Origin of the sequence: Lacticaseibacillus jixiensis, from assembly GCF_042847315.1 — a bacterium.
Classification (GTDB): domain Bacteria; phylum Bacillota; class Bacilli; order Lactobacillales; family Lactobacillaceae; genus Lacticaseibacillus; species Lacticaseibacillus jixiensis.
On sequence record NZ_BAAFPR010000008.1, the window covers coordinates 42850 to 64313 of the forward strand.

21 protein-coding genes are annotated in these 21464 nt (G+C 52.7%); 14 read left to right on the forward strand and 7 right to left on the reverse strand.

What is annotated here, in order from left to right; translation table 11 throughout:
• Nucleotides 1-26: 26 nt before the first annotated feature.
• Nucleotides 27-980, forward strand: a complete 954-nt coding sequence (locus ACGG90_RS06815; RefSeq protein WP_390407502.1) for an alcohol dehydrogenase catalytic domain-containing protein — start codon at nt 27-29, stop codon at nt 978-980.
• A 66-nt stretch (nt 981-1046) separates the two neighbouring features.
• On the opposite strand, the gene ACGG90_RS06820 is transcribed toward ACGG90_RS06815, so the two are convergent.
• Both ACGG90_RS06820 and ACGG90_RS06825 read right to left on the reverse strand, forming a co-directional pair.
• On the reverse strand, nt 1047-2237 hold the full coding sequence (locus ACGG90_RS06820; RefSeq protein WP_390407504.1) for an aminotransferase class I/II-fold pyridoxal phosphate-dependent enzyme: 1191 nt from the start codon (nt 2235-2237) through the stop codon (nt 1047-1049).
• A gap of 309 nt (nt 2238-2546) precedes the next feature.
• Complete coding sequence (locus ACGG90_RS06825; RefSeq protein WP_390407506.1) at nt 2547-3722, reverse strand: MalY/PatB family protein; 1176 nt, start codon at nt 3720-3722, stop codon at nt 2547-2549.
• Between the two features lie 195 nt (nt 3723-3917).
• Between ACGG90_RS06825 and queF the strand changes: the two genes are divergently transcribed.
• The 5 genes from queF to ACGG90_RS06850 all read left to right on the forward strand — a co-directional run bounded on the left by queF (nt 3918) and on the right by ACGG90_RS06850 (nt 9519).
• Complete coding sequence (queF, locus tag ACGG90_RS06830) at nt 3918-4406, forward strand: preQ(1) synthase (protein ID WP_390407509.1); 489 nt, start codon at nt 3918-3920, stop codon at nt 4404-4406.
• Between the two features lie 10 nt (nt 4407-4416).
• The gene (queC, locus tag ACGG90_RS06835; RefSeq protein WP_390407512.1) at nt 4417-5076 is read left to right on the forward strand and encodes a 7-cyano-7-deazaguanine synthase QueC; all 660 of its coding nucleotides are present in this window, start codon (nt 4417-4419) and stop codon (nt 5074-5076) included.
• Nucleotides 5069-5605 (forward strand): VUT family protein, encoded by a 537-nt coding sequence (locus tag ACGG90_RS06840; RefSeq protein WP_390407515.1) that lies wholly within the window; start codon nt 5069-5071, stop codon nt 5603-5605. Before queC ends, ACGG90_RS06840 begins: the two co-directional genes overlap by 8 nt.
• A 400-nt stretch (nt 5606-6005) precedes the next feature.
• Complete coding sequence (locus ACGG90_RS06845) at nt 6006-7613, forward strand: peptide ABC transporter substrate-binding protein (protein WP_390407519.1); 1608 nt, start codon at nt 6006-6008, stop codon at nt 7611-7613.
• 580 nt (nt 7614-8193) lie between these two features.
• A complete protein-coding gene (locus ACGG90_RS06850; protein ID WP_390407521.1) occupies nt 8194-9519 on the forward strand; it encodes a M20/M25/M40 family metallo-hydrolase in 1326 nt (441 codons plus the stop codon).
• 661 nt (nt 9520-10180) lie between these two features.
• Here the strand turns inward: ACGG90_RS06850 and ACGG90_RS06855 are convergent.
• The 3 genes from ACGG90_RS06855 to ACGG90_RS06865 form a co-directional block, all read right to left on the reverse strand.
• Nucleotides 10181-11101 (reverse strand): isocitrate lyase/PEP mutase family protein, encoded by a 921-nt coding sequence (locus tag ACGG90_RS06855; RefSeq protein ID WP_390407523.1) that lies wholly within the window; start codon nt 11099-11101, stop codon nt 10181-10183.
• Between the two features lies 1 nt (nt 11102).
• Nucleotides 11103-11822 (reverse strand): isocitrate lyase/phosphoenolpyruvate mutase family protein, encoded by a 720-nt coding sequence (locus tag ACGG90_RS06860; RefSeq protein WP_390407526.1) that lies wholly within the window; start codon nt 11820-11822, stop codon nt 11103-11105.
• Nucleotides 11823-12199: 377 nt separating this feature from the next.
• Entirely contained in the window at nt 12200-13084 is an 885-nt protein-coding gene (locus tag ACGG90_RS06865) for a glutathione S-transferase C-terminal domain-containing protein (protein WP_390407527.1), read from the reverse strand.
• Nucleotides 13085-13331: 247 nt separating this feature from the next.
• Between ACGG90_RS06865 and ACGG90_RS06870 the strand changes: the two genes are divergently transcribed.
• The 5 genes from ACGG90_RS06870 to ACGG90_RS06890 all read left to right on the forward strand — a co-directional run bounded on the left by ACGG90_RS06870 (nt 13332) and on the right by ACGG90_RS06890 (nt 17357).
• Nucleotides 13332-14261 carry a serine hydrolase gene (locus tag ACGG90_RS06870; RefSeq protein ID WP_390407530.1) on the forward strand — a complete coding sequence of 310 codons (930 nt, stop codon included), beginning with the start codon at nt 13332-13334 and terminating at the stop codon, nt 14259-14261.
• Nucleotides 14262-14504: 243 nt separating this feature from the next.
• Entirely contained in the window at nt 14505-15320 is an 816-nt protein-coding gene (gene proB / locus ACGG90_RS06875; protein WP_390407531.1) for a glutamate 5-kinase, read from the forward strand.
• A 21-nt stretch (nt 15321-15341) separates the two neighbouring features.
• Complete coding sequence (locus tag ACGG90_RS06880) at nt 15342-16589, forward strand: glutamate-5-semialdehyde dehydrogenase (RefSeq protein WP_390407534.1); 1248 nt, start codon at nt 15342-15344, stop codon at nt 16587-16589.
• 244 nt (nt 16590-16833) lie between these two features.
• Nucleotides 16834-17067: a hypothetical protein gene (locus ACGG90_RS06885; protein WP_390407536.1), complete on the forward strand. Its 234-nt coding sequence runs from the start codon at nt 16834-16836 to the stop codon at nt 17065-17067.
• 47 nt (nt 17068-17114) lie between these two features.
• Nucleotides 17115-17357: a hypothetical protein gene (locus ACGG90_RS06890; protein ID WP_390407538.1), complete on the forward strand. Its 243-nt coding sequence runs from the start codon at nt 17115-17117 to the stop codon at nt 17355-17357.
• 52 nt (nt 17358-17409) lie between these two features.
• Here the strand turns inward: ACGG90_RS06890 and ACGG90_RS06895 are convergent, their stop codons facing one another.
• Entirely contained in the window at nt 17410-18303 is an 894-nt protein-coding gene (locus ACGG90_RS06895) for a LysR family transcriptional regulator (protein WP_390407540.1), read from the reverse strand.
• 13 nt (nt 18304-18316) lie between these two features.
• Nucleotides 18317-19150, reverse strand: coding sequence for a GHMP family kinase ATP-binding protein (locus ACGG90_RS06900; RefSeq protein WP_390407543.1), 834 nt, complete (start codon nt 19148-19150; stop codon nt 18317-18319).
• A gap of 175 nt (nt 19151-19325) precedes the next feature.
• On the opposite strand from ACGG90_RS06900, the gene ACGG90_RS06905 reads away from it, so the two are divergent.
• Genes ACGG90_RS06905 through ACGG90_RS06915 form a run of 3 tightly spaced genes read left to right on the forward strand, consistent with a single transcriptional unit; the run spans nt 19326 to nt 21404 of the window.
• Nucleotides 19326-20009 carry a 2,3-bisphosphoglycerate-dependent phosphoglycerate mutase gene (locus ACGG90_RS06905; protein WP_390407545.1) on the forward strand — a complete coding sequence of 228 codons (684 nt, stop codon included), beginning with the start codon at nt 19326-19328 and terminating at the stop codon, nt 20007-20009.
• A gap of 9 nt (nt 20010-20018) precedes the next feature.
• Nucleotides 20019-20198: a hypothetical protein gene (locus ACGG90_RS06910; protein ID WP_390407547.1), complete on the forward strand. Its 180-nt coding sequence runs from the start codon at nt 20019-20021 to the stop codon at nt 20196-20198.
• Nucleotides 20199-20246: 48 nt separating this feature from the next.
• On the forward strand, nt 20247-21404 hold the full coding sequence (locus ACGG90_RS06915) for a GGDEF domain-containing protein (RefSeq protein ID WP_390407549.1): 1158 nt from the start codon (nt 20247-20249) through the stop codon (nt 21402-21404).
• Nucleotides 21405-21464 lie beyond the last annotated feature (60 nt).

The following is a 21464-nucleotide window of genomic DNA, read 5'->3' on the forward strand; positions in this document are numbered from 1 at the left end:
CAAGGTATCAGAAGGGAAGCTTATTCATGCAAGCAATCGTGATCGAACATGCTGGCGGGCCCAAAGCCCTGCAGCTCAAAACTGTGCCCACACCAAAGGTCAAAGCCGGCTGGACGCTGGTGAAAGTCAAAGGGTTTGGGATCAATCATTCCGAGATCTACACCAGAAAAGGCGAATCGCCTAGTGTACAGTTTCCACGGATCTTAGGCATCGAATGTGTCGGCGTGGTTGCTGAAACCAGCGATGCAACTGCTTTGCCTGTGGGCCAGCGCGTGGTCAGCTTCATGGGCGGCATGGGACGGGCATATGACGGCAGTTACGCGCAATATTGCTTGCTGCCCAATGATCAGATCTATCCGGTCGACACAACGCTTACTTGGCCGGAATTGGCGGCGGTGCCGGAAACTTATTTCACGGCCTATGGTTCGCTGTTGAACGCGCATGCGGATGCTGCCCAGTCGCTGTTAGTGCGCGGGGCCACCAGCGGCGTCGGAGTGGCGGCCATTAAGTTGGCCAAGGCGCTGCAGCCGAGCATCAAGGTGTATGGCAGTACCCGCAACCCGGCTAAGTTTGACCAACTGCAAGCGGTTGGCTGTGATGAGCCGCTATTGGAACAAGGCGGCGTCTTGCAAACCGATGCGCAGGTTGATGCAATCATTGAACTGGTTGGCACCAGTACCTTGCAAGACTCATTGACTCACCTTAATGCGCATGGCTATTGTTGTGTCACCGGCGGCTTAGGCGATCAATGGACGGTGCCGGAATTTGACCCGTTTGCCTTGCCGTCTGGCGCGTCGCTGACCAATTTCGAATCCGGCGCCGAGAAGAACGCCGCTGCGTTTAACGCAATGCTGGAATTGATCACCAAGCACCACATCGACGTTGCACCAAGCCGCATTTTTGATTTGGCACACACTGCAGATGCGCAGGCGCTGGCTGAATCTAAGACGAATTTCGGCAAAATCGTTGTGATATTGTAACGGCTCAAGGCAAACAAAAAGCGGCTGTGAAATCATTTTGGCGATTTCACAGCCGCTTTTGCGCACTTAGGCAGGTTTGTTTGCTTCGATATAAGCTTTCAAACGCTTCATGGCTTCTTGCAAATCAGCCATTGAAGCAGCATATGACAAGCGGACATACTTCTCACCGCCTGGGCCAAAGCCGTTGCCGGCGATCAAGGCAAGCTTGTTTTTGCGCAGCAAGTCGTAACAGAATTCGTTGCCGTCTTGAATGTAGCCTTCAGGGATCTTGGCGAAGACATAGAAGGCACCGTTGGGGTTAGGTACGCCAAAGCCCATGGCGGTCATTTCTTTGACCACGTAGTCGCGGCGCTTGATGTATTCGGCTTTCATCTGCAAGGAATCTTCGCGGCCGGCTTCAGTGGATAAGGCTTCAATGGCCCCGGCCATCGCCGGGTTAGACGGGCAGGTGACGTTGAACGCATGGGCTAAGACAACTTTTTTCATCAAATCCGCTGGACCGGCAACAAAGCCGATACGCCAGCCGGTCATGGCATGGGACTTGGACACGCCGTTAATCAACAAGGTTTGTTCCGGCAAGGCCTTGGCGAAGCTGTAATGCGTGGCACCATAAGTTAATTCAGAGTAGATCTCATCGGAAATCACGATCAAGTCTGTTTTGGCAATGACTGCAGCTAAGGCTTGGACTTGGGCTTTGCTGTAGGTGACACCAGTTGGGTTAGAGGGGAAGTTCAACAAGATGGCCTTGGGGTGGTTGGCGGCAATGGCTGCTTCAAGTTGTTCCGGCGTCAACACAAAGCCGGTTGCTTCGGTGTTCATGTAGACTGGTTCAGCGCCGTTGATGCGCACCAATTGGTCATACAACGAGAATGTCGGGCTTGGCATGAGGATCTTATCGCCTGGGTTTAAGGCAATGTCCAAGCATGAATGCAAAGCTTCAGTGGCGCCGACAGTGACGGTGACTTCGGTATCTGGATCATAATCCAGTTCGTAGCGATCCTTTAAGAAGTGGACCACCGCTTGGCGAAAGGCCGGCCAGCCTGGGGTTGGCGCATAGTGGGATTGATCGGCGTTGATCGAGGCGATTGCTGCTTGTTTGATATGTTCTGGGACGTTGAAGTCCGGTTCGCCTAACGACAACTTGACGACACCGGGGATCTTTGACGCTTCGGCATCAAACACCCGAATCGGGTTGGCGCCGAGGCCATCGTATGTATGTTTGAGATCTTTGAGTAAACCTGGTTTGGTATTAGGCAAAAGAGTTCCTTCTTTCTTCATTTGGAAGCACAAAAACACCGGATCGCCATCTGGCATCCGGTGTGTGGGTCTGCCCCAAATAACTTGAGGAGTGGTTCAACCTAGCACGCGGATGCTGATTCGTCATCCGCGCGCCACAAAGTTTCCCGGGCGTTCGGATGACTATCCGAAATACCGGGAGAAAAATCGGCGTGCAGCTGTGGTTGAACGACTTGGCATAAGATTACTTCCTAACTTGTGATTGCCATTAATTTACAACGGAATTCTAATGTTGTCAAGCCGCGTTGCAAATTTGTAGGCACCTATCGTTTAATGCTGCGCTGCCGCATACATTGCCAAACCTTGCTTAAGCCGCGCTAAGCCGTCGTTTAATAAACTTGGCGGGGTGGCAAAGTTCAGCCGCAAGAAATCATGGCCATTGCCATGGTATTCAGCGCCAGGATTCAGCCGCAGCTGCACCGTATTGCTTAACCAGTCGGTCATTGCACTGCTGTCATGGGTGAGTGCTGAAACATCCAGCCACGCCAGATACGTGGCGTCACTAGGCACCAAGGCTAAGCCGGGGATGTCAGCGACTGCCGCGGCTGTGGTATGGTAGTTGGCCGTCAACGCTTCACGCAAGGCCGCAACCCAAGCGGCGCCTTTGGTGTAAGCGGCGATGGTGCCGGTTTGCGCGAGTAAATTAGGTTCGGCGCTGTGATGACGCTTCAAGGCAACAGCCACGCGCTTGCGCAAGGTCGCATTGTATACAATCACGGTACCGGCATGCAACGCGGCCAAATTGAACGTTTTGCCAGGCGAAATCAAGGTGATGATGTTTGCGCGTAAGGCCTCTGGTAAGCTGGCGGTGCTGATATAGGCGTGATCGCCTAACGCCAAGTCGCCATGGATCTCGTCAGCCAGCAACAAGACATGCGCGGCTTGGCAAAGCGTGGCGATTTGGATAAGTTCATCACGCGTCCAAATGCGGCCGATGGGGTTGTGCGGGTTGCATAAGATCATCGCTGTGGTGGCAGGCTTAGCCAATTGCGCTTTAAGGGTGTCAAAGTCGATGTGATAGCGATGGGTGGCAGCGTCGTATACCAAGTCGGCAGATACTGCGTGGCGGCCGGTAGCGGCTAAGGTTTCATCGAACATATTGTACACTGGCGCTTGCAAGACGACATTGTCGCCTACGTTAGTCAATTCGCGAATGATCGCCGTCAACGCCGGCATCACGCCGTTTGAAAACAGCAGCCATTCGCGCGCCAAGCTGACGTGGTGTTGGCTTTGATACCAGTCCATTACCGCCGTATAATAATCTTCTGACACAGTTTCATAACCAAAAATGCCGGTTGCGACTTTGGCTTGCATGGCCGCGATAATTTCCGGCGCGGTTTGATAATCCATATCAGCAATCCACATCGGCAGCTCACTTTGCGGCCCAGACCACTTTAAAGACGCATGGTCGCGCCGGTTGAACACCGTGGTAAAATCATAAGTCATCGCGCACCTCCTGAGTTTTTCTTAATCATACCACGCCTTGACGCCGCAAGATGGCTAGCATACAATCAAAGCACAGAGGTTCACATAGACCAACCCTCTCAAAAAAACTATGCAAACATGCCCAGAAATCATTGGTCGTGCCTGGATAGGCACGGCCTTTTTTTGCGGCCGGTTTGTGTCAAAAGGAGAATCTTCATGCCACGTACCGACACTGATCAATTGACGCTGTTAGGCAATCAAGCGGTGAAATATCCCACTGATTACGCCCCAGAAATGCTGGAGGCGGTGAGCAACCGTCATGCCCAGCGCGATTATTTCGTTAAGTTTAACTGCCCAGAATTCACTAGTCTTTGCCCGCTGACACATCAGCCGGACTTTGCCACTGTGTATATTTCCTACATCCCCGACCAGAAAATCGTCGAAAGCAAGTCCTTGAAGCTGTATTTGTTCTCGTTTCGCAACCACGGCGACTTCCATGAAGACTGCATGAATATCATCATGGATGATCTGATCAAACTGCTGGATCCGCGCTATATCGAAGTGTGGGGCAAGTTCACCCCGCGCGGCGGTATTTCCATCGACCCTTGGGTCAACTATGGCCGCCCGGATACCAAATATGCGCAAATGGCTGAGCACCGCTTGCTCAACCATGACATGTATCCGGAAAAAATCGATAACCGCTAGGAGGCAGACGATGAGCAAAGCATTAGTTGTATTTTCAGGCGGGCAAGACAGCACCACTTGCTTGTTCTGGGCGCAAAAGAAATTTGATGAAGTGGCCGCGGTGACTTTCGATTACGGCCAGAAGAATGTGCGAGAAATCGATTGCGCCAAGGCCATTGCCAAAGACTTGAACGTACCGCATCATATCTTGGACATGGCATTGTTGAACCAACTGGCGCCTAGTGCCTTGACGCGCCAAGACATCACTGTGGCGGCCGGCCAAGATGGCGATCTGCCCAATACCTTTGTACCTGGGCGCAACTTGGTGTTCTTGAGTTTCGCTGGGATCTTGGCGCGACAAATCGGCGCCAGCCACATTGTCACCGGCGTGGGGCAAACCGATTTCTCCGGTTACCCGGATTGCCGCCATGACTTCATTGCCAGCCTCAATGTCACCTTAAACTTGGCGATGGAAACGCAATTGGTGATCGACACGCCGTTAATGTGGTTCACCAAAGCCCAAACTTGGCAATTGGCCGATGAACTCGGCGCTTTTGATTACGTTCAAGAAAAGACGCTGACTTGCTATAACGGCATTCCAGGCGCAGGGTGCGGCGAGTGTCCATCTTGCAAGCTGCGCGCTGCCGGCTTAGCGGAATACGAAGCCGCAAAGGAGGCCCGCCATGCTTAGAGTCATTGCTTATTTAGTGTCGATCGTGGCGGCTAACGTGATCACCGCTTCGACTATGCCGATTGCTTTTGGCATCTTCTTGGTGCCGGCAGGGACGTTTATTGTTGGCTTGACCTTTGTGTTGCGCGATCTCGTGCAGAATCACCTTGGCAAGCGCCGGACTTATTACACCATTGCCACGGCGTTGATCATTTCGGCGGCGGTGTCTGCGGCGTTAGGCGACACCTTGATGATCGTGGCGGCTTCGGCAGTGAGCTTTCTGGTGTCTGAAAGTATGGACACCGAAGTTTATTCGCGTTTGCCGTTATCCATGGCTTGGCGCGTGGCGATTTCCGGCGTGATCGGCGGCAGTTTTGACTCGGCGATTTTTGTGGTGATCGGGTTGAGTCCGTTGGGTTCTGGGCAATTGCCTTGGGCGGCAGTACCAGCAGCCATCGTCGGGCAAATCATCGTGAAGTCGGTGCTGCAGCTGATCGGCGCTGGCGTTTTGCAAGTGGTGTTATCCCGCAAAGCGCAAGCCGCAGAATAATTTGCGGCGACCCCCTTGACGATAAAGCAAATCTATCGTACGCTTTAGTTAATCGAATAACCGTTCAGATAAACCGATGAGGTGGAGATCAAGATTGTTGTGCGCACACAGAGAGCGACCGGTGCTGGGAGTGTCGTCGAACGCAGGCAGTTAAATGGACCACCGAGGGTCTTTTCGAAAAGGCAGCGCCTGAGTACAAAAGAACGTGATGGCATACGTCAGTTGCCGCAAGAGTGTTGGCTCTTGGCTAAGTGTGACGCGAAGCTGGAGCCTAGGTGGAATCTATCCGCCTGGGCTTTTGTTTCCAATCGAATTAAGGTGGCACCGCGGGAAACCGTCCTTAAACAAACCATGTTTGTTTGGGCGGTTTTTTTGATATTTTCAATAAGGGGTGTTCACAATGAAAAAAACGATCGTAATTTCCAGCTTGATCCTCACAGCCAGCTTACTAGGCGCTTGCGCCAACCATACCAGCGCGGCTTCTAAACATCGCACGTTAAACGTGGCGGTATCCACTGAACCCAGCTCCTTGGATCCGGCGCATTCTGTTGACAATGTGTCCAGCAACATGATGTCGCAGATCATGACCTCGATTTACACCCGGTCGGCTTCCGGCAAGATCGTGCCGGCCATGGCCACCAAAGTCGTCAAGCCAACTGATGGAGGGTTGACTTACACGATCCCGCTGCGCCATGATAATTATTTCTCTAATGGTGACAAGGTCACGGCCCAGGATTTCGTCTACAGCATCCAGCGCATCGTTGATCCAAAGACCAAGACGGAATTTGCCTACAAGTTTGAAAACATCAAGAACTACCAAGCCATCTTAACTGGTAAAATGCCTGCAACTAAGCTTGGTGTATCAGCACCTGATAAATACACCTTGAAGATCGAATTGTCCCAGCCGGTGCCATATTACAATTCTCAACTTACCGAATATTACCCAACCAGCAAGCGCGCCGTAGCCAAATATGGCAAGAACTTCGGCACAACCGCTGCGACCACGGTTTCTAATGGGGCCTATCGCCTGAAAGATTACGATGGCACCGGTGATCAATGGGATTATGTCAAAGACCCGCATTATTTTGACGCCAAATCCGTCAAGATCGCCAAAGTCCATGTCCGCGTCGTCAAAGATGCCAGCACCGCCAACAACTTGTATGGCGCCGGCAAGCTTGACGATGCGCCGATTTCCGGCTCAATGATCGTCAAGAACCTGCACAACAAAGCGCGGGTCATGACCCCGGCAGCCAACATGAATTATTTGCAGTTCAACACCAAAAAGGCTGACTTGAACAATGTTGACTTGCGTCGCGCCGTGTCTTACGCCTTGGATCGCCAAGCGCTAACCAAGCACGTCCTGCAAGACGGCTCGCAGCCAGCCAAGGCCTTCGCGCCGGCTGGGTTAGTCAGCGATCCTGCCACTGGCAAAGACTTCACTGCTGAAGCCACGCAGAAAATCAGCTATTCGCCAAAGCTGGCCAAAGCGTATCTGAAGAAGGCGCTGGCAGCCATTGGCAAAGACAAGTTGAACTTCACGCTGTTGACCGCGGATAACGAAGTGGATAAACAAGTGGGTGAATATGTGCAAGGCCAATTGGCTAAAGTATTGCCGCAACTGCACGTTACTGTGACTTCAGTGCCGAAGCAAACCCGGATCCAGCGTTCACTGGATGGCGACTTCGATGTGGTGTTGATGAGCTGGAACTCCAATATCCAAGATGCATCTGACTACTTGGCGACGGCAGAAGCAACCAACATTTCCAACTTCTCCCGCTTCAAAGATGCCCAATACACCGCATTGATGAAACAAGTCGACACCACCACCAACCAGACTCCAGCTCAGCGCATGGCATTGGAACAAAAGGCTAATGCGCGCGTGGTTAACGTTGCCGGCTACATCCCGGTGTTCCAAAGCGCCAACGATCGTTTGATCAATCCAAAAGTCGGCGGTATCCATTACACGCTGTTTGCCGATGCGTATTATAAGAATGCATACTTCAAGTAACCCAAAGCGCAGCAAAGCGTATTTAGCGATGTGTGTAAGGCAGCCTGAGCCGATGGCGGGCTTTGCCATTGGATCGGGATAACTTACACGCAATCGCATTGCTTTGCGAAGCTCGACGAAGACCACAGTCCGTAAAGCCCGGTCAGGTGCTGCTTCGGCGTGCGTCGGCCGCAAGACGGCGCAGGCAGTGCGGCCGGTTCCAACCGCGCTGAGGAGCGCGCGTTTTCCACCTAACTTTTGAGCTTTGCACTCGCCTGCGGCTCGCCTTGCAAATCTCAAAAGTTGCCGCGTGTGCTGTCGAGAAAGCCTCGCATCTAGCTGCGCTGCGCTTGCGTCGACGCGAGTCTTCCTAGACAGCACACGTTTCACGGCCTGACCGTCTTGCGGCCGCCGCGCGCCTACGCAACACCTGGCCTACTGAATTCGTATCAGGATGCACAAGCGCACATTGAAACAATCGGACAAAATTACGCAGATTAGCGTCAGATGTATGCCACGCATATTTTCTGGCAGTAGCTCGACGTTTGATTAAGATTTCGATATTATCAAGATGATTTATCCCACAATAGAAAGGCGAAATATGTTCCCACAAGAAGACTTTTTGAGCAAATATCTCAAGTTACAATCAGTTTCGTTGCATGAAGACAACGATATCCAAGCGACGGCGGAATTTCTGCGTGACCATTTTAACCAAATCGGTGCTGCCAATGTCCAGATCTTGACCACTGAAGTCACTAATCCGGCGGTATATGCCGAGATCCCAGCGCAGATTCCAAGCGACGTCACGCTGTTGTTCTACAACCACTATGACGTTCAGCCTGCTGAACCGCTGGACTTGTGGAACAGCGATCCGTTTACGTTGACCCAACATGACGGCATGTTGTTTGCTCGTGGGATCAATGATGACAAAGGGGAGTTGGCAGCTCGTTTGGCTGCAGTGGCTGATTTGCGCGCGGCCAACGCTTTGCCGGTGAATTTGAAGTTTCTGGTGGAAGGTGCTGAAGAACAAGGCAGCCCGAATTTGCCAGTGTTGTTGGATAAGTACCGCGACTTATTGGCGGCAGACTTTTGCATTTGGGAGTCCGGCGGCAAAGATGAACGCGACCGCTTGAAGTTCACTTTGGGCGTTAAAGGCGGCGTGGCTTTTCAGCTGACCGCCAAGAACGCTGCGCATGACTTACATTCCAGCTTAGGTGCGATCACCGAAAATCCTGCTTGGCACTTGGTTCAAGCCTTGGCGTCATTGAAGAATGCCCAAGGTCAGATTACGATTCCAGGCTTCTATGATGGTGTGATCCCGTTGACGGATACCCAGCGGCAAATTGTGGCCGAAGCGGACTTTGACTACGAAGCTTTTGCTAAGAATGCCGGCTTGACGCGGCCAGCAATCACAGATCAACCGGCAGCGGCGTTGGTTAATGAACCAAGTTTCACCATCAACGGCTTAAGCAGCGGTTACGAAGGCCCTGGTACCGGCAAAATGATCGTCCCAGCGACAGCCAGTGCTAAGCTTGATTTCCGTATTGTGCCTGGCCAAACTGTTGAACATACGATCGAAGTGGTCCGCAAAGCTTTAGCCGCTAATGGCTTTGGCGACATCGAGATCTCGGGGATCTTAGGCGAACCAGCCTTTCGCAGCGATCCTGACCATCCTTTGGTGCAAGCGGCGTTAACCCAGGCGCGCAAGCATTATCCTGATGGGGTAGCGGTTGAGCTCAACTCAGCAGGTTCTGGCCCGATGCCGTATTTCTACGCCATCAATCATGCGCCGATCCTTTCAGTAGGCATCAGCAACGCCAATTCAGCGGCACATGGCCCCAATGAAAATGTACGCGTTAGTGATTATCTGCAGTTTATCGATTATCTAAAAGCATTGTTACCGGCGTTGGCAGCGAATACACATTAAACGTGCATTTTTGGTGGTTAATTTGTATAATGGAAGCGGTGAACGCAGGAGTTTCCTTATCTTCCGTTTCACGTTCACCGGCAAGAAGTTCCCCCCGGTTCATTTTGCCCCGTCCCGGCCAATGGTCGGGATTTTTTTATACCCAAAGCGCAGTGGCGCGTACTTAGCGGGTCAGGTAGCCTAGCCATGGTGTTTGAGGCGTACTTTGCCTCGAGCACCATGGCGTAGCTAACTGCACCCGCGTTGCGCCACGCAGCTCGACGACAACCCCAAAGCGGAGCAGCCCGCTCTTAGCGGGTCAATTAGCCTAGTCCTCGTGCTTGAGGCGCGCTTTGCCTCGAGTGCGGGGACGTAGCTAATTGCACCCGCGTTGGGCTGCGGAGCTCGACGACAACCCCAAGCGAAGCAGCCCGCTTTTAGCGGTGGATATAAGGCGGGATGACGCAAAGGCGTTCTTTGCCTTGGCGGCGTCACGACTTATATCACGCCGCGTTGGGTAGCGCAGCTCGACGAAGAAACCACACCTTACCCAATCACGTTGGGCAGCGCAGTCCAACGCGGTTTTCCCAATGACAATAAGCCGCTTTAAACAGCCCACACCACCAAAACGACGCCGTTTCCGATTCATTTCGAATCAGAAACGGCGTCGTTGTGACAATGACTAGCGTGCTGAATAAAGACTGGCTAATTCCGCAGCCATGCGGTCATGCGAATATAAGGCTTCGCGGGCGTTGACTTGGTCTAAGCCAACGAAGTGGTTGAAGCGGTCGAAGGTGATCATTTTGTCTTCGTAAGACTTGGTGGTACCTTCTTGGATCAAGGTTTGGACCAATTGCTCGTTGGCATAAGCTTGAGCGTAAGTCATTGCGGTAGGATATACCACGATGCGGAAACCCAAGTCGTGCAATTGCTGCCAATCCGTTAGCGGCGTCTTGCCGCCTTCGATCATGTTAGCCATCAGCGGCGTGTCTGGGAAAGCTTCATGGATCTTGGCCAATTCGTTGACGTCCTGCGGCGCTTCAATGAACACCATGTCGGCGCCGGCTTGTTGGTAGCGCTTGGAGCGGGCGATGGCTTCGTCTAAGCCGTAAACCGCCCGGGCATCAGTGCGGGACATGATCAAGAAATCATCATGTTTGCGGGTGGCTTTGGCGCAGCGGATCTTGGCTTCCAGCACTTCGGTAGGTTCGACGGATTTGTTGTCCATGTGGCCGCAGCGCTTGGGCCAAGTTTGATCTTCCAAGAATAATCCAGCAGCGCCGATTTGTTCATAATTGGCGACAGTGCGGCGCACATTAGCCAAGTCGCCGTAGCCGGTGTCGGCGTCGGCGAACACCGGGATGTCCACGGCGTTGACGATTTGGCGGCATTTTTCCAGCATTTCACCGAAGTCGGCGATGCCGCGATCAGGCATCGCCAAGTTGGCGGCACTGGTGGCATAACCGGCAGCAAACACCGCATCAGCGCCGGCGTGTTCGGCAATCTTGGCGGCTAAAGCATCAGGCGCCACCAGCATGCGAATGATTTGGTCTGAGAAGGCCATTTGATTAAAAGCGGCGCGCATTCGAGCAGATTTAAGCATTTTACATTGCCTCCTTATCACTTGGGGTGAGCAGCGTTGGCAAGTCGGCGATCAATTCACGGGCAAGGCCGCTTTCGGCATTCTCTAAATAGCCCGTATCCAGCCAGCCGTTGATTCCAGGAATCGCCGCAACATCAGGGTCCCAAGTGGCGATCAGCGGCAGGCGATGCGGCGTCAGCGCCAACGCTTGCAGCTGCGGCAAGGTCCAATGCGCCACCACGATGGCCCCCAGCGGCAAGCGCTCAAGCCATGCATATTTGCGCAGCACTTTCTCGATGCCTTCAGTGGGCAGGCCTTCCATTAAGGCCCATACCTGAGTCAGTTCGTCTTCGCGCGCGTCTAATGCGGCGTGCACCTTGCCTAAGAAGTCTTCATCATTGGTGATGGCAGGGGCGTCTTGGGTGTGGGCAGGGGACTTTTGATCCGAGATCAACAAGCAATCGGCACCGGAGCGTTCGAATTCTTGCGCGGCGTAATAAGTATTCATCGGATTGCCGAAGCCTGATTGCAGATCCGCGATCAATGGCGTATCGGTGATCATCTTCATCCGGCGCAGGTGATTGGCGTATTCGCTGGCGGATAACAGTCCGGCGTCGCGAATGCCGACTAAGGTCTCTGCAGTGAGACTGCCGCTCAAGAAGAAACCGCCTGCTGAATGGTTGTGCAACAAGTTCAAGGTTTGACCTGATGAGAATGCGGGGAATAATGGGAATGATTGCATGAGAGACCTCCTGTGAGAATGGAATTTATGAGTAAATTATGAGAATGACGCAACGCCTAAAAAAAGCGCCCTTCGAATCGATCCGAAGGGCGCAATAGCGCGGTACCACCTTGTCTTTACCAAGCAATGCTTAGCCTTTGCGGACAGCGCAAAGCTTATCCGTTGGCCTGTTAATGGTGGCAGCCAATCGATGCTCAACACACCGATAGCGACAACGCCTACCTTCACCAAAGGCCCTGCATCCCGTTTACATCGACTCGGGACTCGCTATACCAAAGCCATTGGTTACTCCTGCGTGTCATTGCTTTACTCATCTTAATTTAATCATACTTTAATCGAAAGCCGACAAGTTGTCAACTATTCTCGCAGAAATTTTTTCAGCCTTGCCAAGCCGCGGCACGATCGTTGTAAGGCGTCATCCGCTCAAAAGTCGTCACTGGCAGATCCGACACTTGATAGAAGTGGGCATAAATCGCGGCAAAATCCGTGTTGTCATGAAACGCTGGGATTTGATACAACCGCTTGGCGTAGGCCCACAGGTGCGGGTAATCTTGTAAGCGGCGATAGTTAAGTTTGTTTTGTTGTGAATAAACCAGATCAAAGCGCACTAAGGTGACGAACAAGCGCACATCCGCTTGAGACAAGCGGTCGCCGAAAATATAGGCGTGATCGCTTAAGCGTTGATCCAATTTGGCCAAGTCAGCGAAGAAGGCCTGGGCTTTGGCGTCGTAATCCGCTTGGCTTTTGGCATCCAAAATCGCACCAGGCGCGCGATTGATGTGGTTCAGCAAATACGCGCTGAATTCAAGCACACCGGCAGGGCTAAGGGTGGTGTCGCCCCATTGACTGGTGAGTTCATTGACCAATACATTGGCATCATTGTTGACCACGGCGCCAGTGGTGCGATCCACCAATGCCGGTACCGTGGGCCGACCGGTAAGATCCGGCAGCGCTTGGCGATAAGCTTGAGACACGCGAGCAATTTGTAAGATTGGGTCAACTTGATCATCAGTAGGGCCAAACACCCAATCATCGTCTAATGTCCCGCGGCGATACGGATAGATCGCGCTTTTGGCGATCGGCAGGTGCAGTAGGTCGATAATAATCGCCGATTGACTGGCCCAAGGACAAAAGCGGCCCCAAATCAACGTGTAACGATCAGCAGCCACTGGCAGTTCACCGGTGGTAAAACGCCGATCAATGGTCACCGGCGACTTAACTGGTTGAGATGAGCCGGGTTGCCAAGCGCATGTATTTGCCATCACGATTCCTCCTTACTGGATCCAACAATAGCGGTGAACGATTAAGTTGGGCACTGCTTGTTTGCCCTTATTCTTGGTGTTTAGCGGCGGTTTGTCAACGCTGCTTGACGGCTTGGCAATAGTTTGTGACTATCGCCAATTCTGACAAGGCGTGAATTCGTCATCTTTTCGTAACGAATTCGTTACACCCAAGGCTGTATTTCTAAATATTAGAAAGTTAATATATTCATGAGACGGAGGAATCGTGATGAGACATCATAAAACGCGCCATCATCGCCTGCTGTTTGTGGGCATTGTGGTGGTGATCGTTGGCGTGGGCATCGGCTGGTGGCAATCCCAACCACCAACACCAACCCCAACTGCTGCGGCAACTGCCAGCACTGCAGCTAGCACCAGCAGCAGCCAACCAATCAGTGCTTCCAGCAAGCAATCTGCTGCGCAAATCGCTGCCAAGCGCAGCAGCATCCAACAGCGCCTGCAAGCGTATTTGCAGCAAGTCGGCCAAGACGGTACCGTCAGTGTGACCTACAAGAACCTGACGCCGACTGCAGGCACCAAAGCCGCCGCCGATGCCGTGTACAGCCAAGGCAGTTTGCAAGCCAGCGTGAATGGCGCGCAAATCAACACCTCAGCCAGCACCTATAAGTTGTTTATTGCCGCATATTTATTTGGCAAGCACCATGTTTTCACCAATAGTGAGCGCGCCAGCTTCGATGATATGATCGTCAATTCTGCCAATGACTTTGGCGAAGATGTGCTTAGTGAATATGGCGATAGCGCTATTGACGCGTATCTGACGGCTCAAGGGTGGAATAATGTGTTTCAATACAACCAGGTTGCCGCCACTTCCAGCAACCACTTAGCGGACTTGTTGACACATTTGGCAGCAGGCACTGGCAGTTTCACCAACGCCGATAATCGCGCGTGGCTGTTAGCGGATATGGCCAAGCAAGTGTATCGCGACGGTATCCCGCAAGCATTAGGCGATTCAGCCACCGTGCAAGATAAAGTCGGCTTCTTAGATGATGTGAACAACGACGCGGCCATTGTTACCACCAAGGCCGGTTATCGTTACATATTGGTGATCATGACCCATGGCCACAACCAAGACACGTTAGATTTTAGCAAGATCAAAGCCATTGCCCAGCAGGTCAACAAGCTGGCATACGGTGCTTGACAAAACGCTTTGAAGCTAACATAATGATGGCAAGATCACCCGGTCCAAGTAGTGCCTCACAGGAAGGTTGGCAAATACTGAAAGCCCACCAGCGTGCACGAAGCCTAACCGGGGCAGCAGAGTTGAATAAGCAATAGTCAAAGTGTGAAGCGCGGCTTCGAACGAGGATGGTACCGCCCAGCGATGGGTGCCTCGATTCGATGCCGCGCCTTTTGGTTTAAGGCGTGGCGCAGGAGGATACGGATGATTCGCAACTTACAACAATGCCGCCGAGTGGTGGTGAAAATCGGCACCAGCAGCTTGATCCACCATAACGGCAAGGTGAATTTACAAACGATCGACCGCTTGGCTTACACTTTAGCGGCGTTGAACAACCAAGGCTTAGAAGTAGTGCTGGTTTCCAGCGGTGCCATTGGGGTGGGGTTAGACAAGCTGCATTTGACCAAGCGTCCGGCAGCCATTGCCGAACAACAAGCCATTGCTGCTGTGGGCCAAGGCGAATTGCTGCGTTTGTATATTCAACGCTTCTCCGACTACGACACGCAAATCGGCCAAATGCTGTTGACCCATGATACGTTTGACTACCCAATCAGCCGTCAGCATGTGTTGGATACGCTTGAGACCTTGTTGGCGCGTTCCATCGTGCCGATCATCAATGAAAACGACACGGTGGCGGTAGACGAAATGGATCACCGGACGACTTTTGGTGATAACGATCAGTTGTCGGCGTTAGTGGCTTCGCAGATTCAAGCCGACTTGTTGATCGTGCTGTCTGATATCGATGGCTTATACGACCGCGATCCGCATAAGTTCAAAGAAGCGCAGAAAGTTGAAGCTGTCACCAGCTTGAGCAAAGACATTCTGTCAAGCGCTGGCGGCAGCAGTACCCGCTTTGGGACCGGTGGGATGGTGACCAAACTCAAAGCCGCGCAAACCATGATGCAAGCCGGCAAGCAAATGGTGTTGTGTTCAGGTCAAGACCCGCGGGTGATTTTACAAGTGTTGGAAGGCAAAGATGTTGGCACCTGGTTTGGTAAGGTGCGTTCGCTGGCGAAATAATTCGCCGCAAAGGAGGAGCTCATGGATAAAGCTGACTTGATCACAATGGGCAAAGCTGCCCAAGCTGCTGCAGGCGTGCTGGCGCAATTAGATAACGCCGCCAAAAACCAGGCCTTACTCGCCATGGCTGAGGCACTGCAAGCCAATGAAGCGGGCATTCTAGCCGCTAATGCCGAAGATATGGCAGATGCCAAAGCCAAAGCCTCAAAGTTCACTGATCGCTTGCTATTGACGCCTGCGCGGATCGCCGATATGGCCAATGGGCTGCGCCAAGTGGCGAGTCTCAAAGATCCCACAGCTACCGCTGATCAAGCTTGGCGCAACGATGCCGGTTTGTTGATCATTCAACAACGCGTGCCGCTTGGTGTGGTGGGGATGATTTATGAAGCCCGGCCGAATGTCACAGTTGACGCGGCTGGCTTGACCTTGAAGTCCGGCAATGCAGTGATCTTGCGCGGCGGGCGTGAAGCCTTGCGTTCGAATCAAGCCTTGGCCAAGGTTTTGCAAGACGCGTTAGTGAGTGTGGGTTTGCCAAAAGCGGCTGTGCAGCTGATCACCGATCCCAGCCACGAAATCGCCAATGAAATGATGCGCCTTAACGGCTACATCGATGTGTTGATCCCGCGCGGTTCGGCCAATTTGATCCAAGCTGTGGTGCATTCTGCCACGGTGCCGGTGATCGAAACCGGTGCCGGCAACTGTCACATTTATGTCGATCAACACGCGCAGTTGCAAATGGCCATCGACATCACCGTCAACGCCAAGGTCCAACGCCCCAGCGTTTGCAATGCCGCAGAGAAATTGTTGATCCATCAAGCGGTGGCTAAAACCATGCTGCCAGAACTTGCCGCTGCCTTGCGCGCACATGGTGTTGAATTGCGCGGGGATGACCAAGCGCAAGCCATCGTGCCAGACATGGGGGCCGCCACGCCAGAAGATTGGGATACCGAATACAACGACTTGATCATGGCGGTGAAGGTCGTGCCAGACGAAGCTGCAGCGATCGCCCATATCAATGCGCATAACACTAAGCATTCAGAAGCCATCATCACCGATGATTATGCAGCTGGCCAGATGTTCTTGCGCCAAGTGGATGCGGCGTGTGTTTATGTTAATGCGTCAACGCGTTTCACCGATGGCTTTGAATTTGGCTTTGGGGCAGAAATTGGTATTTCCACCCAGAAGCTGCATGCCCGCGGGCCAATGGGACTGGCGCAGTTGACGACCATCAAATATCAGATTTTAGGCGACGGCCAAGTTCGTCAATAACGCCCGACAGCACCCGCAGTTTTGGAAGCACAATTCCAAGACTGCGGGTTTTTGATTATAGGCAAAGAAGGCAGTTATCCTTACCCGATGGCAATGATGTAGGACTGGTGCCGCTGCCCCCTGATGCGCAGCGGCACCAGTTCGGCGTTAACCAATACCAATGGCGATTTGCTTAGGTTCTCGTTAGGTGTTTGTCGCAGTGACTGTGTACAATTGGAATAAGGACAAGAAAGGAAGATGCGCCATGCCAGAATTTACTGAACACATGTTGGTGACCTGCCAGCCTAACGGGAACATGGAACACGTTTTTACTGGGCAGATCAAGAAGTTGTATGAGAACTCGGCATTGGTCGATATTGTCAACTATCACCCCAAAGATGCTTTAAACGTGCGAGAACTGCAATACATGGCGGTGATCGCCTACAAGCGGATGCGCTCTGGTGCGGTAGACGTCGCGGTTTCAGACGCGGTAGGCTAATTGTGCTATAATGTGGGATAAACCAAATTATAGGGGGAACCACAAACATGGCAGAAGAGATCGCTGTCGGCGACAAGGTCACCGTGCGCAAAAGCGCCAACGTGCCGTTGAGTTTCAAAGGTACTGTGGAGAAGTTGTACGTCAATGCCGCAATGCTCAGCATCGATAGCTTTGATGACGCCGACGCTGTGATGGTCGAAGACCTCAAACACAAAACCGTCGTCAACTACAAGCACATCCTCAAAGGCGGTAAGGCGGTCAACCCACCTAAACCTGAAGAGAAGAAATAAGCTAAGCTGTCAAAATAAGCGCCGCAGAATGCTCATCAGCATGCTGCGGCGCTTATTTTGACTGGCTGAATTCGGCTACGATCAAGTTGCTGATGGTGGTGAATAAAGCCGAATGCGGCTGATCGCGCAAAGCCTGTAAGACGATGCGCGCATGCACCGGCAGCGCATCAACAATCGGGATGCGCTGGATCGCGGGTTCGGCGATCGGTGTGAGATCAGCCAAGAAGCCTAAAGCAATATTTGCGGCGATTGCTTGCAGCACCACCCGCGGATTCTCAGTTTCAAACAAGACTTGGCGCGTGATGCCGCCAAAGGCTGTTTGGAAAACTTCTTGATTGAGGTAATCGCCATTCAAGGTGACAAAAGGATATTTGGCCAATTCTTCAACGCTGACTTGGGCACGCTGCGCCAAAGGATGCGCGGCATTGGCCAACACGGCAAAATGCAGCGGCATCAGCGTGGTGGTGATCAAGTCCGGATCAAAGTCGCGCCCTAACATCCCTGTGATCACCATATCCACCTGGCCGGCTTGCAGCTGCTCAGCTAAGGCCCGTGAACCCATTTCTACGATTTCGATATTGGCCAACACGCCGGCTTGGCGCACCCGCCGCATCAAGGCCACCAAATAGCGTTCAGAAATCGATGGGCCGATGCCGATGCGGACTTTTGCGTCGCGCATGCGGTCGATAGTTTGCACACTGGCTGCCCATTGCGCAAGCATTGACGCGGCAGTTTCTTGCAGTGCCTCGCCGGCGGCTGTCAGCTGGATGCTTTTGGAATGCTGCTTGCGCTCAAGCAGCGGCAAGGCGAAGCGCGCCTCAAGCCGCTTCAACGCTTGCGTGATCGTCGGTTGGCTCACCGTAAAATACGCCGCCGTTTGGGTGAAAGAGCGCGTGGTGGCTAACTGGTTAAAATAGGCGAGGTCTTTGAGGTTGATATTGTTCATGATTGGTCCTCGTTTATTCTGAGACTAATGCCCCGGTGGTGTTGATTTGAATCGGCAACAAGTCGCCAGCCGAAAGTACCCGGCGCAACATCGTCGCAAAGCGCGTTTCCGATAGCGGCGCCAAGCAGACTAACGCCGGGCCATTGCCAGCGACAAAGCAGCCATAGCCGCCGCATTGCAGCACGGCGCGAGTGACCATTTCTGCTTGCGGAAAATATTCCGGGGTGACTTGGCTGCGCAGGGATTCAATGGGAAAATGTCCGCGCAGCCACGCGTCATCGCCGTGTTGCAAAGCCAATACCAAGCCGCGATAATCTTCAGCAGTGGTGTCGTTGAAAGGATAATGGGCAGGCACGCTGGCTTCTACAAAATGATCCGGCGTGTAGATATACCACTGATAAGCGGCTATTGGCAGTGCCGTTAAGGTATCGCTGGTTGGGTCGCGGTATTGCATACCGCCGGTTAAAGCCGCCGCGACTGCGGCAGGGTAAGGCTCATAACGCGCGACGGCAGTTTTGATCCCGGCGTCATCCAAATCCAAGCGTGCCAGTTTATTGGCCATTAAGACTCCGGCGATGGTGGCAGCATTAGAGCCGCCTAAGCCTGCGCCAACCGGGAGCGTTGAGGTGATCTGCAATTGATGCGGCAGCAGCCAAGGGGCCAATTCTTCAGCTACCGCGACGATCATGTTGGTTTGATCGTGTGGCAGGTGCGGATCATGATGAGCGACGGTCCAATCGAGACTTTCTTCTTCAACACTGACAGTGATCGCGGCATCGATAGCAATCGCCAGGTTTTGGCCTAGCGGGGAGCGAGAGGTGATCACACCTGGGACGCGAATACGCATATTTGTCCTCCTTTCTTTAACACGTGTCGGTCACGCGTTAACTTTAAATTAGATTACACATAGTATATCTAATTGTAATCTCATTTTCCAGTCGTTTTTTCATTTTACGCTGAATATTTTCCCGAACGAATCGTAATTGGCGCATGTGGTACAATAGAAGCTACTGGAGGGCAATATGGTCAAATTGATTCTGTTGCGGCATGGTGAGTCCGCCGCGAATTTCTCTAATACCTATACCGGTTGGTCAGATGTCCCATTGACGCAACGAGGCATCAAGCAAGCACAAGCGGCGGGCTTGGCAATGGTCGATGCCGGCTTGATGGTGGCGCATGTGCACACATCCTTGCTGCAGCGGGCAATCATGACGGCATATTTGGTGCAAGATGCGCTAGACGCCAATTGGCTGCCGATCAGTAAGTCTTGGCGCTTGAATGAACGTCATTATGGCGCGTTGCGCGGCATCAACAAAGATCGCACGCGCGAGTTGTTCGGCAAAGCCCAAGTTGCGCAGTGGCGGCGCAGCTTCTATGGCCGCCCGCCTTTATTGGCCAAGCCCAGCACCAGCAGACGGTATGCGGCATACCCATTAAGTATCGTGCCGCGCGGTGAAAGCCTGGCTGATGCCGTCAAGCGCATGGTGCCGTATTGGAGTGCGGAATTGGCACCGCGTTTGATGCACGGCCAGAATCAATTGGTGGTGGCCCACGGCTCAACCTTACGGGCGCTGATCAAATACTTAGAAGACATTTCAGACGCCGGCATCGATCAAGTGGAAGTCGCCAATGCCCAACCAATCGTCTATTCGCTAGACGATCAGTTGCACATCTTAGACAAAACCGTGCTGCCGGTGAGAAAGTAGGCATCATCAATGAAGCTAAAGAACAGTAAACCAGTCGGGATTGCCGCTGGGGTATTCTTGATCTTGGTGGGGATCTTCACGATCTTGCGCCCGGCACATAATTTCTTGTTAGCCTTGGCTTGTGTGGTTGCAGGCATCGGTATGATCGTTGCTTATTTGAACATGCCGCAAGATCAACAGAAGAAATGATCGCAGCATAATGTGTCAGCAGGCCGGTGACAGGGGGTGCTTTTCAAGATGGTGGCATGGGGGATCCGCATCACAACGTTTGTAACTAACAGTTTGGTGTTGGTGGGTTATGCGCTGGTTTTTGAGTGGTTGAAAAACGCCAAGTTAAGCCCAAAAGCGCAACGGTTGCGAACGACTTATTTGGTGTTGATGACGGTGGCATTTTTGGCGCTGTTTCATTTTGCCTCGGTGTTTTCCATTATCGAAGCCCACAACAGCCATGGCTTTGGCTGGTCTTATATCAACTTCCAAGTGGCGACGGTGATGTATGCGTTGATGAGCTGCCACAAGCGGCCATTGTTGTTTAGCCTCGCCTTCGTGTTGTTGGTGTGGTATTGGTGGCTGCCGCATGTCCCAGACTGGCTGCCGTATTATTTAGCCGCAGTGGCGTTGATGCTTTCGGCACAATATTTCAAAGACGTGATCTGGGCGCATTGGTGGGTGTATTATCCGTTCAGTTATTTGTTCATTTTACCGTTTTGGGTGGTGAATCTATATTCACTGCGTGGTATCGACTCAGGTTGGCTGTGGAATATCGTCAACAGCTGTTTGATTTTTGCCATGTTGTGGTACACGCATTTGCGTCTCAAGCGCCAGCGCCGGCAACAAGCGTTGTTGCGCGAAGAAGCACGCATCGATGAGCTGACGGATCTGTATAACTTTCGGGTGTTTAACGAAGACTTGTTGCTGACGTATCAAGCGTCGCAACAAGCTCACACCAGCTATGCGTTATACACGATGGACATTGACCACTTCAAACAGATCAACGACCAATATGGCCATTTGATCGGCAATCGAGTCTTAGAGCAAGTCGCCAGTCGGCTCAAAGCGTTGACTCATGAACTGCCAGGGACCAAGGTGCGCTGTTATCGTACCGGCGGCGAAGAATTCAGCTTGTTAGTGCCGCAAATCGAGGCGAGTTGTACCTTGGGCGCAACGATTGCTTGGCGCTTGCACGATGAGCTCAGTGCCTTGCACTTCACAGCAGAAGACGGCACGCCTTTTGGCATCACGGTGTCGCTTGGGGAAGAAGTGGCCGATCCTGAAGACCGCAACTATTTGGATATTTACCGACGGGCCGACGAATACTTATATAATTCCAAGCGCAGCGGCCGCAACACGGTCACCGTTCGCGGTCAAACCGCACCGCCGCGCGATGAAGCTTGAGCAGCTGCGGCGGTTTTGCTTGCTGCACGCACGGCATACAAAAAGCGTTTCGCAATTGCG